The sequence below is a fragment of the Grimontia sp. AD028 genome (assembly GCF_000973155.1).
Classification (GTDB): Bacteria; Pseudomonadota; Gammaproteobacteria; order Enterobacterales; family Vibrionaceae; genus Enterovibrio; species Enterovibrio indicus.
Genome location: NZ_LASY01000050.1, coordinates 22,139 through 32,413 on the forward strand (window position 1 = coordinate 22,139; position 10,275 = coordinate 32,413).

Consider the following 10,275-nt stretch of genomic DNA (forward strand, 5'->3'; position numbering starts at 1 on the left):
TATTGAATTTGGACATAACTATTTTCGTCAATTGAGTCATCTGTCGATAGATTAAGACTATGCTGTTAGAGGACGTTATTGTTTTTGCCCTCACATGCATTGAGATCTGGTATGAGCACAGAACCTAAAACTTCAATCTTGACAGAAAGCGGTACAAACGAACTCGAGATTATTGAATTTCGTTTAGAGAAAATTTTGCCTGATGGCTCTAAAAAGATCTGTTATTACGGTATCAACGTCGCCAAAGTAAGAGAGGTTATCCGCGTTCCCGATACCACGGACTACCCCAATGCACAGCCTAACGTGCTGGGGGTGTTCTCTCTTCGTGGCAAGTTGATTCCTTTGGTGGATTTAGCTCGCTGGCTTGGCGTGCCAACCAAGGATTGTGTCGAAGAAAAAGTCGTTATCGTTACTGACTTCAATAAGATGTCTAACGGCTTCTTAGTAGACAGTGTTAGCCGGATTCACCGGATATCCTGGGAAGAAGTGGAATCTCCCAGCCAATTCCTCGAAGCTTCAGATCAAGACTGTGTCGTGGCGGTAGTGCGTCAGGAAACCAATCTCATCATGATCCTCGACTTCGAGAAAATCATTGCTGACATCAATCCTGAACTTAGCATGGAAAAATACGATGTCACCAAAGACAAAACCGTGGTCATTGATGATGCCATGGTGGCAAGGCGCGAAGCTAAAACCATCCTTGTTGTCGATGACTCAGCGTTTATCAGGCGTTTGATTGAAAACACGTTGAGATCGGCGGGTTACAATGTGATCACAGCAAAAGACGGTCAGGAAGGGCTGGACAACATGATTGAGTTTGTCCGGCTTTGCACCGAAGAACAACTGCCCATTACCGAGTTCGTCGACGGTGTCGTCTCTGATGTGGAAATGCCGAAAATGGACGGCTTGCATCTGGTGAAAAGACTGCGTGAAATCGGTGAATACAAAGACATTCCGATTGTCATGTTCTCTTCCTTGATGAGTGAAGACAACCGCCGCAAAGCGCTGGATCTTGGTGCGAATGACACCATCACCAAACCAGAAATTGGCCGCATGGTTGGCTTGATGGATAGTTTGGTATTGAAAGAAGGTTAGTCGGCTGCCAACAGAAGTGAAAAGCGCCAAATAGGCGCTTTTCTTCTTTTAAGCGATTGAGCATTGAAGCTAGGCAGTCGCCAGCGGTGGCGGTTTCTTGTATGAGTGCACTACCAGTGCGATAAACAGCCCTGCACCCAGTAAGCGAAGCCAAATATCCAAACCTGGCCACATCATCAAAGCTGCCATACCGAATGTTGCTGCGCGGAAAAGCGGATTAATCGGACCTTCAAGATAACCCTCTAAGCCAGCTACAAGCGCCCAAGTACCCAAAATGGCAAACAGGGTCACAATAACAACCTGCTGAAAATCTCCCGCTACCAATGGTGTATACGCCATGAGTAGTGGCACTAAATAAAGTCCTTTCGCGATTTTCCAGGCTTTGAAGCCTGTAGCCATTGGAGGTGTGCGCGCAATGGTAGCGGCTGCAAAGGCGGTTAAGCACACAGGTGGCGTCACGTTACTGTCTTGAGATAACCAGAAAATGATCAGGTGTGCGGCCAACAGGGCTAATCCAACGGTAACTGGGCCCAGAGATTGCTCCAGAAGCGTCGCTTTAAAATCATCCGGTACCTTGCCTACTAAATCGACGGCCATTTCAAATGACATGGGTGAGCCCAAAGCGGCGAGCTGCTCCGGTGCTATCAGCATAAATATGGTCTTGGCTTCTTCTGGCAACTGACCGGTAGTAAGAAGCTCAAGCAATTGCTGCTCGGCAATCAAGCCATAAAGGGCAGGCGCAGAAAGGGTGCCAAGCACAATGTAGGACGCGGTGACAGGCAATCCCATTCCCAAAATCAGCGATGCCAGCGCGACCAATACAATCATGATGAACAGGCTGCCACCTGCCCAGTCATTGATCATCAGGGAGAAGGTATTGCCAATCCCTGTGGTACTGATGACGTTGACCACTAAGCCAATACCAGTAAGCAATACCGCTGTGGTCGCCATGTTACGGGCGCCTTGGGCGAGCGCATCAAAGATATCCGCGATACCCATCCTGTTTGGTGATAACCAAGACGACACAACCACTGAAATGATCGAGATACCCGCCGCATAGGTTGGTGTGAAGTCCATGACCAACAAAGCGACAAGCACAGCGAGTGGAATGAGGTAGTGCCAACCCGACGCCAATACTTTCAGCATGGATGGCGTTTCGGTTTCTAGCTGATGCACACCGGAGCGTTTGGCTTCTATGCGCACGAAGAAGGCCACAGACAGAAAATAAATCAGAGCAGGTGCAAACGATACTGCGATGATTTCGACATAGGGAATTTGGGTGTATGACGCCATGATAAACGCGCCAGCGCCCATTACAGGTGGCATGAGCTGCCCGCCTGTCGATGCTGCTGCTTCTACCCCCGCAGCAAACTTGGGAGGAAACCCAGCTTTCTTCATTAAGGGAATGGTGATCACCCCAGTAGATACGGTGTTTGCCACGCTGGAACCGGATACTGAGCCCATCAACCCAGAGCCCAAAACAGCGACAAAGCCGGGGCCGCCGATGATCTTTCCCGCGGCAGCACGGGAGACATTGATGATGTAATCACCGGCTCCGGATTTCACCAAAAATGCCCCAAACAAGATGAACATGAAGACATAGCTCCATGAAATTCTTGAGATTGGGCCAAACATGCCTTCTGAGCTGTAGAAAGCACGATAGAGCATGGTTTCTGCTGAAAGTCCCGGGAAAGCGAATATGCCATCCAGCCAACTTCCCCACCACACCACATAAGTGAGCGCCACAACAATCAGGCATGGAATAAACCAGCCCATGGTGCGGCGAATTAATTCAAGGGCGATCAAAATAGCGATGACAGAGAACACCCAGTCGGTGGTGACGAAGGTTACGCCACGATCATACAGCGCATCTTCAGCGAAAATGATGTAAACCAGACAGGTGATAGCGGCGACGGCGATACCAATGTCGATGGCCAGCGCAAAACGGTTATTTCGCCATTTGGCTGCAGCAGGGTAGGTCAACGCACACATTACTGAAAAACCAGCGAAATGTGCCGCAGATACCCAGAGTTCTGGCAGTGTAGCGAACGTATTAAACCAAATGTGAACAAGTGAAAGCGCGATACCGAAAAAGGTGACAATACGAGTGATTAACGGGAAATCTGTCCGTTGCGTCAGTTCAAATTGGGAGAGTTCGGTTTCGATTTCCTGAGCTGAATCAGCACTGGAAGATTTATCGGTCATATTCCCTCTAGCGTGCAAAGAAGACACGACGTCCTGTTGGGCTGGAAATGAAGAAGCGGCGCTGACGGGGTCAGCGCCTTGGGTTTAGCCGTTAGTTGCTAACAAGGTGATCAGGAATCGTCAAACCTTGTTCTTTGTAGTAGCGAGCCGCACCTGGGTGTAGTGGCACAGGCAGGCCATCAATGGCTTTTTGTAGCGACATCGCTTTAGTGGCTTTGTGAATACCATTCAAGAAAGCCAGGTTTTCATAGATGGTTTTTGTCAGCAGGTATACGTCTTCGTCACTGATGTCACTGCGTACTGCCAGGAAGTTAGGCTGAGCGATAGTTTCAACCGCTTCGGTTTGACCAGGGTAAGTATTGGCTTCAATCACGTAACGGGTCCATAGGTTATAGCTGCCATTCGCTTCTTTAACCTGCTCGTCGGTGAAGTTGAGGATTTTGATTTTATCGCCCATTGCGGCATAAGCACGGGTCACAGCGCTGACAGGGACACCTGCAGGCGTGTTCATGCCATCAATGTTGCCGTTTTGCAGAGCATCAGCACTGGCGCCGTACCCTAGGTACGCCATATTGAATTTGTTTGTGTCAATATCCAAACCTTTCAGAATTTGAAGACCAGAGCCTTCTGTTCCTGAGTTCTTCTTACCGATAGAGAACTTTTTGCCGTCCATCGCTTTCATGTCTGCCATGGTGCCAGTTTTGGCCAAATCGCTTAGCATGATGAAGTGCTCAACGTTTTGCCAAAGCATGGAAACAGAACGCAGTTCTTTCTGCGGGCCTGCCTGCTCAACTTTGCCTTCACCATTCCACGCCCATGCACCATAGAGACCCTGTAGGATTGCAAACTGTGCTTCGTTCTCGCGGAGCAACTTAACGTTTTCGCCAGAACCTGCAGAGCTGATAGCCGACAGCGAAAACTTGTACTGAGGCTCCAGCTTCACTTTACTCAGCGTCGCCAGTGCCACACCGACTGGATAGTATGTGCCACCCGTAGAGGCTGTGGCGAGGATATAGTCTCTTTCTTCCGCAGCGGCACTGCCCATGCCTGCTGTCACGATGGCAGTTGCCAATGAAAGGGTTTTCACCAAGGATTTGATTTTCATACAACACTCCAATGTTATAGGTATCCGTTGCCGTGGAATAAGATGCAAAGCGTGAGATAGACGCGTCGCAGATAACCAGCAAAGAATAGCCGAGATTGTAAATGGGATGTTAAGCAGTCCTGATAAACATAAGCTTTCTCTCAGTTTTTCTCCCAGCCTAAGACTTTGGTCTAATGCGTTTTATGAGATAAGATCGAGGAAGTCATCATCGGAGGTAACGTGGCGAAACCCAACAAGAAATTGCCGGAACGATCAGTCGATATCATCTGCGCGAAATGCAAGGCGATGTTGTTCAAATACAAGAAAGGCGGGAAAGGGTCTTTGGTGAAGTGTTTTAAAGAACGTATTGTCGTTGATTACACCGAAACGCCTTGTGAGTGTCCTTCTTGTGGCAATGTGTTTGCGAGGGAGACGTTGGTCAGGGGAACACCTGCTTATAAGATCATTGGCGGTAAGGCTGCCATGAAATAGAAAAGGCACCCTAAGGTGCCTTGAGTTCTTTTTCGCTAAGGGTTTTAGATGCCCGCGCGTTTAAACAGACCAGCCATCAGCTTAGAGCTGGATTTCACGCCTGAAGATTTACCTTTAAATTCACCAGCAAGACGAGAGTTACCGACTTCGCGAGCGATGTGCTGCATGGTCAGGTACATATCTCTTGCCGACTTCATGCGGTTCTGGTCATTGAGTGGTGCCAGAAGTTTGATCATGTCAGCACCAGACATCTTGTTGGAGACTGCATGCTCTTCGATTGCAGTCAGCAGTCTATCTAAATCGTTGGTTGCTTCTGAGCTTTCAATCCCTTCTTTCTTCATTGCTTTCAGATTACGGCGGCGGATCTGCTTAATGATGAAAGTAGGACGGCTTACTAGCTTGTAACCCCAAAAACCCGCTGCGACGACAAGAGCGATACCGCCAACCACGTATGGCCATACGGAACCGGAAGATTCAGCAACGGTTTGTGCATTAGCTGCGACTTCTACAACAGCTGAAGGTACGTCAGACATCTTTTTACCTTTGTTCTTTTTGAATTGAGCGTAGTTTCGCACTGTGGCACGAAAAAACACTGTTGCGCTTCACATTAAAGGAAAAGACCCGTCTTTGTGAAGTTTGATTGCAGAATTTTTATGCAGATTTCCAACAGTCACTTACGTATGTAGAGGAGTTTCGTTAAAGATTAGTGAATGTTATGAGCGTAAAAGTGAATGAAAGGGATTTCTTGGTGTTAAGTGGATTTGGTATGTGTTTTTAGCCATTTAAGCAAAAAAAGCAGGAGTTTTGACCCCGCTTTTTCGCTGTTCTGTGGGATATTACTGAAGGTTACATGCCGCCGAGGCAGATATACTTGGTATTCAGGTATTCATCGATACCCTGTTTGGCACCTTCGCGGCCAATGCCAGATTGCTTCACACCGCCAAACGGTGCAACTTCGGTAGAGATAACGCCTTCGTTGACGCCGACCATGCCGTAATCCAGCGCTTCCGCAATGGCGAAAATACGATTGATGTCTTTGCTGTAGAAATAACTGGCAAGGCCGTAAATAGTGTCGTTCGCCATCTGCACCAGAGAGTTATCGTCGCTAAATCGAATGACAGGGGCGATAGGACCAAATATTTCTTCCTGAACAATCGCCATGTCGTGGGTGACATCAGTGAGAATCGTTGGCTCAAAGAATCGGCCACCCTGATCTTTTCCTCCAACGGCCACTTTCGCTCCTTGTTCAGTAGCACCAGTAATCAGACGTTGGACTTTGGCTTTAGCGTTATCGTCAATCAAAGGCCCAATGGTTACGCCATCCTCGAGACCATTTCCTATTTTCAGCGCTTTCACTGCTTCTGAGAACTTCTCGACGAATTCGTCGTACACCGCATCCTGAACGTAAAAGCGGTTGGCACAAACACATGTTTGACCTGCGTTACGGAATTTGGAGGCAACGGCACCTTTCACAGCGGCATCGATATCTGCGTCATCGAAAACGATAAAAGGGGCATTGCCGCCAAGTTCCATCGACACACGTTTAACGCTCTCGGCACTTTGTTTCATTAGAATACGGCCGACATTGGTGGAACCGGTAAAGGAAATTTTCTGGATTTGATCACTGCTACAGAAGAGTTCTCCAGCCATCACTGCATCGGTTGTGGTTACAATCGCCAGTAAATCACGGGGTAAACCAGCCTGATAGGCAAGTGCCGCAACAGCGTAAGCACTTAAAGGCGTTTGAGCAGCGGGCTTGGCAATAAAGCTGCAACCTGCTGCTAGTGCTGGCGCGGCTTTGCGGGTGATCATCGCGATAGGGAAGTTCCATGGCGTGATAGCCGCTGCAACGCCCACTGGTTGGCGAATGGTCATGATTCTGCGGTCAGCCAATGGCGTTGGAATAGTTTCGCCATAAGTGCGTTTACCTTCCTCGGCAAACCATTGGATAAATGACGCACCATAGGCAACTTCACCACGGGACTCAGCAAGTGGTTTGCCTTGCTCTAATGTCATGATGCGGGCCAAATCTTCCTGATTTTCCATCAACAGGTTAAACCATAGGATCAGAATCTCACTACGCTGTTTCGCTGTCTGTTTGGCCCACTTTTTTTGTGCCTCTGAGGCTTTACTGACGGCATTTTCAATCTCTTTCTGACTGTGATTAGGCACATAACCTAGAACCTCTCCGGTAGCAGGGTTATCAACAGCGATGGCAGTGTTCGTGTTTTCGCACATTGCCGAGAGTAGCGAGCGGTTAGTTATCTGTTCCATAGCGGCTTCCATTCGATGAATCAGTTGAGTTGAGATTAGCCTAACTGCCGGATTAGTTGGTTGCAAGGATAGGGGATTAAGGCGGCAGCAAGGTGAAAGAAAAGATGCTGAGATTGTGATTTGTGCAATATATTGAACGGGTGAGCCTTTGAATGCCTGGAATCAAAAAGCCAGCGTAGTCGCTGGCTTTCAGAGTCATCACAACAGGTTGATGTTATTTCGCAACGTTACCTGCCACGTTCATAATATCCCACGTGCGCGCAAAAGGTGGCGCGTAGGCAAAGTCCATCATACCAAGTTGGTTGGTGGTCAATCCGGCACTTACCGCGACAGCCATTGCATCAATGCGGTGTACCGCGCCTTTGTAGCCGATGATCTGCGCCCCAAGAATACGCTTTGAACCTTCCTCATACACCAGCTTAATGTGCATATCAGATTGGCCTTCGCAGTAGTTGGTGTGGCATTTGTCCTTAATGGTGACGGTTTTAACCGCAAACCCAGCGCGAATGGCCTCTTGCTCAGAAAGACCAGTGCGGCCGGCTTCCAAACCCAGAACGCGAACGCAACTGGTGCCCAAAGAACCCGGAAACTCCTGTGGTTCACCTTCGATTTGTGCGATGTTGTCACCAATCATCCGGCCAAGTTTATTCGCACCCGTTGCCAGTGGGATATACACATTCTCACCGGATACCGAATGCCAGATTGTTGCGCAGTCACCCGCAGCCCAAACATCGCTCAGCGATGTTTTACCTTGGCGATCGACGACAATGGCACCGTTATCTAAGGTTTTGATACCAGTCTCTTTCAGAAATTCGGTGTTTGGTTTAACGCCAGTACACACGATGACCAAATCTGTTACGTACTGGCCTTTGTCTGTTTCAATACCAGAAACATGACCTTCACCCACAATGTTTTTCAGGGATTCGCCGGTGTGAATCTCAACGCCCGCTTTTTCCAGTTCAGACGAAAAATGAACGCTGATTTCCGCATCAAAAGCATCTGGAATAAGGCGCTCAGCACGTTCAATCAGTCGAACCTTCTTACCTTGGTGAATCATGGCTTCGGCGACTTCAAGGCCAATAAAGCCAGAACCAATCACAGTGACATGCTGACACGATTCGTTCTGAACCGCTTCTTTTAGCGAAAGACCGTCTTGCATGACACGAAGCTTATGAACGCCTTGCTTGTCGAGGCCAGAAACCGGAGGCAACACTTCTCTTGCGCCTGTGGCAATCATCAGGCGGTCGTACTCTGCGATGAACGTTTCGTCTTGGTGGACGACTTCCAGTTTCTTTCGTTCAGCATCCAACTTGGTAACGCGATGACCGGTTTTCACGGTAATGCCTCGTTCAGCAAACTGGGCTGGCGTGAACTCTGACATATAGCCAGCATCCTGAAACTCATCAGCGACATAGTAGGGAAGACCGCATGCACCGAATGAGATGATTTCTGTAGCCTCATAGACTGTGATGGTCGCGTTTGGGTTAACGCGACGAGCTTTAGCTGCAGCACTCATGCCTGCTGCTTCACCGCCGATAATAACGATGTTCATATTGTGAACCTTCAAATAAAACAGGAAAAGGGGGCGTAATGCCCCCAATTGTATTTAGATTAGTGCCTAGGCTGTGGCGTCTTCGCCATCCAGATTCAGCGGTTTGTCGTCGTTGAAAACAGTCATGTCAGTTTCGCCCATCAGCTTACTGGTCACAGAACCCGCTGTGATAGAACCTGAAACGTTCAGCGCGGTGCGGCCCATGTCGATCAGAGGTTCAATCGAAATCAGAAGGCCTGCTAATGCTACTGGGAAGTCCATCGCTGAAAGCACAATCAACGCAGCAAACGTCGCGCCGCCGCCGATGCCTGCAACACCAAATGAGCTGATAGTAATGATGGCGATCAGAGGAACGAGGAAGCTGATATCCAACGGGTTAATCCCCATTGTTGGCGCAATCATCACCGCGAGCATGGCAGGGTAGATACCCGCACAACCGTTCTGGCCGATCGTCGCCCCAAATGAAGCTGCAAAGTTGGCAATGCCACTTGGTACGCCAAGCGCCTGCTCCTGTGTACGCACATTCAAAGGAATGGTTGCAGCACTTGATCGTGAAGTGAACGCGAAGGTCAGTACCGGGATGATTTTCTTCAGGTGGCGAATCGGGTTCAGGCCAACCAGTGAAATGATCAACAAGTGAATGATGAACATGGTGATCAGCGCGCCATAAGAAGCAAACACGAAGTTAGCCAAATTCACGATATCAGCGTAGTTAGAGCCTGAAATCACTTTGGTCATCAGCGCCAACACACCGTAGGGCGTCAAGCGCAGCACCATAGTCACTATGCGCATCACAATGGCTTGTGCGACTTTGATGAAGTGTTCGAATGAGGCATAGATTTCGGGTTTCTTGGTGGAAATACCTGTCGCTGCCAAACCGATGAAGATGGAGAAGATCACCACGGCGATTGTCGATGTTTTACGCGAGCCAGTCATGTCCAGGAATGGATTAGCGGGAATGAACTCCAGAATCATGTTAGCGAAAGACAAGCTTTCCACACGCCCCAAGTTCGCTTCCAAGGATTGGCCTCGGGCAACTTCTGCTGCGCCTGCTGTCAGGCCATCTGCACTCAGACCGAATAGTAGCGACCATGCAATGCCAACCAGTGCAGCAATCATGGTGGTGATCACAAGCACCCCAATGCTCATCGCACTGATTTTACCCACCGATGTGCCACCATTCAGTTTGAGAATGGCCGAAATGATCGAGACCATGACCAACGGAATGATGATCATTTGCAGTAGCTTAACGTAGCCTTTTCCGACGATATCGAAGTAGTCAATGCTGGTGGCAATGATGTCTGAACCCGCACCGTAAAACAGTTGCAGTAATCCACCAAAAACAACACCTAAACCCAAGCCAGCAAAAACGCGTTTAGTAAAAGGAACATATTTGGCTTGGAGTTTATAAAGGAAATAAATAAGCGCGATGAATATCGCGAGGTTAAATATAACGCTCATTGTCATTCTATAATAATCCTTAAAAAATCAGCGGGCTAAAATGAAACAAATAACAAAATAAAAACATATACCCAAACAACCTGAAGATGCTTGTATTCAGAGGTCATCAATG

The 10,275-nt window shown here is 48.5% G+C and carries 8 protein-coding genes; 2 read left to right on the top strand and 6 right to left on the bottom strand.

Annotated elements, in window-relative coordinates; genetic code table 11:
- Positions 1 to 111: 111 nt before the first annotated feature.
- Positions 112 to 1,095, top strand: a complete 984-nt coding sequence (locus RN22_RS11615; RefSeq protein ID WP_046304395.1) for a chemotaxis protein CheV — start codon at positions 112 to 114, stop codon at positions 1,093 to 1,095.
- A gap of 69 nt (positions 1,096 to 1,164) precedes the next feature.
- Here RN22_RS11615 and RN22_RS11620 read toward each other — a convergent pair whose 3' ends face one another.
- Complete coding sequence (locus tag RN22_RS11620; RefSeq protein ID WP_046304396.1) at positions 1,165 to 3,300, bottom strand: TRAP transporter permease; 2,136 nt, start codon at positions 3,298 to 3,300, stop codon at positions 1,165 to 1,167.
- A gap of 91 nt (positions 3,301 to 3,391) precedes the next feature.
- Positions 3,392 to 4,405 carry a TAXI family TRAP transporter solute-binding subunit gene (locus tag RN22_RS11625; protein WP_046304397.1) on the bottom strand — a complete coding sequence of 338 codons (1,014 nt, stop codon included), beginning with the start codon at positions 4,403 to 4,405 and terminating at the stop codon, positions 3,392 to 3,394.
- 219 nt (positions 4,406 to 4,624) lie between these two features.
- Between RN22_RS11625 and RN22_RS11630 the strand changes: the two genes are divergently transcribed.
- Positions 4,625 to 4,876, top strand: a complete 252-nt coding sequence (locus RN22_RS11630; protein WP_046304398.1) for a hypothetical protein — start codon at positions 4,625 to 4,627, stop codon at positions 4,874 to 4,876.
- A gap of 44 nt (positions 4,877 to 4,920) precedes the next feature.
- On the opposite strand, the gene RN22_RS11635 is transcribed toward RN22_RS11630, so the two are convergent.
- The 4 genes from RN22_RS11635 to RN22_RS11650 all read right to left on the bottom strand — a co-directional run bounded on the left by RN22_RS11635 (position 4,921) and on the right by RN22_RS11650 (position 10,169).
- On the bottom strand, positions 4,921 to 5,409 hold the full coding sequence (locus RN22_RS11635) for a hypothetical protein (protein WP_046304407.1): 489 nt from the start codon (positions 5,407 to 5,409) through the stop codon (positions 4,921 to 4,923).
- A gap of 313 nt (positions 5,410 to 5,722) precedes the next feature.
- Positions 5,723 to 7,150: an NAD-dependent succinate-semialdehyde dehydrogenase gene (locus tag RN22_RS11640; RefSeq protein ID WP_046304399.1), complete on the bottom strand. Its 1,428-nt coding sequence runs from the start codon at positions 7,148 to 7,150 to the stop codon at positions 5,723 to 5,725.
- A gap of 214 nt (positions 7,151 to 7,364) precedes the next feature.
- On the bottom strand, positions 7,365 to 8,702 hold the full coding sequence (locus RN22_RS11645) for a CoA-disulfide reductase (RefSeq protein WP_046304400.1): 1,338 nt from the start codon (positions 8,700 to 8,702) through the stop codon (positions 7,365 to 7,367).
- Between the two features lie 66 nt (positions 8,703 to 8,768).
- The gene (locus RN22_RS11650) at positions 8,769 to 10,169 is read right to left on the bottom strand and encodes an L-cystine transporter (RefSeq protein ID WP_046304401.1); all 1,401 of its coding nucleotides are present in this window, start codon (positions 10,167 to 10,169) and stop codon (positions 8,769 to 8,771) included.
- Positions 10,170 to 10,275 lie beyond the last annotated feature (106 nt).

Coding starts and splice junctions, on each gene's coding strand:
- RN22_RS11615 (WP_046304395.1), top strand. CDS start 112: ATGAGCACAGAACCTAAAACTTCAATCTTGACAGAAAGCGGTACAAAC.
- RN22_RS11620 (WP_046304396.1), bottom strand. CDS start 3,300: ATGACCGATAAATCTTCCAGTGCTGATTCAGCTCAGGAAATCGAAACC.
- RN22_RS11625 (WP_046304397.1), bottom strand. CDS start 4,405: ATGAAAATCAAATCCTTGGTGAAAACCCTTTCATTGGCAACTGCCATC.
- RN22_RS11635 (WP_046304407.1), bottom strand. CDS start 5,409: ATGTCTGACGTACCTTCAGCTGTTGTAGAAGTCGCAGCTAATGCACAA.
- RN22_RS11640 (WP_046304399.1), bottom strand. CDS start 7,150: ATGGAACAGATAACTAACCGCTCGCTACTCTCGGCAATGTGCGAAAAC.
- RN22_RS11645 (WP_046304400.1), bottom strand. CDS start 8,702: ATGAACATCGTTATTATCGGCGGTGAAGCAGCAGGCATGAGTGCTGCA.
- RN22_RS11650 (WP_046304401.1), bottom strand. CDS start 10,169: ATGACAATGAGCGTTATATTTAACCTCGCGATATTCATCGCGCTTATT.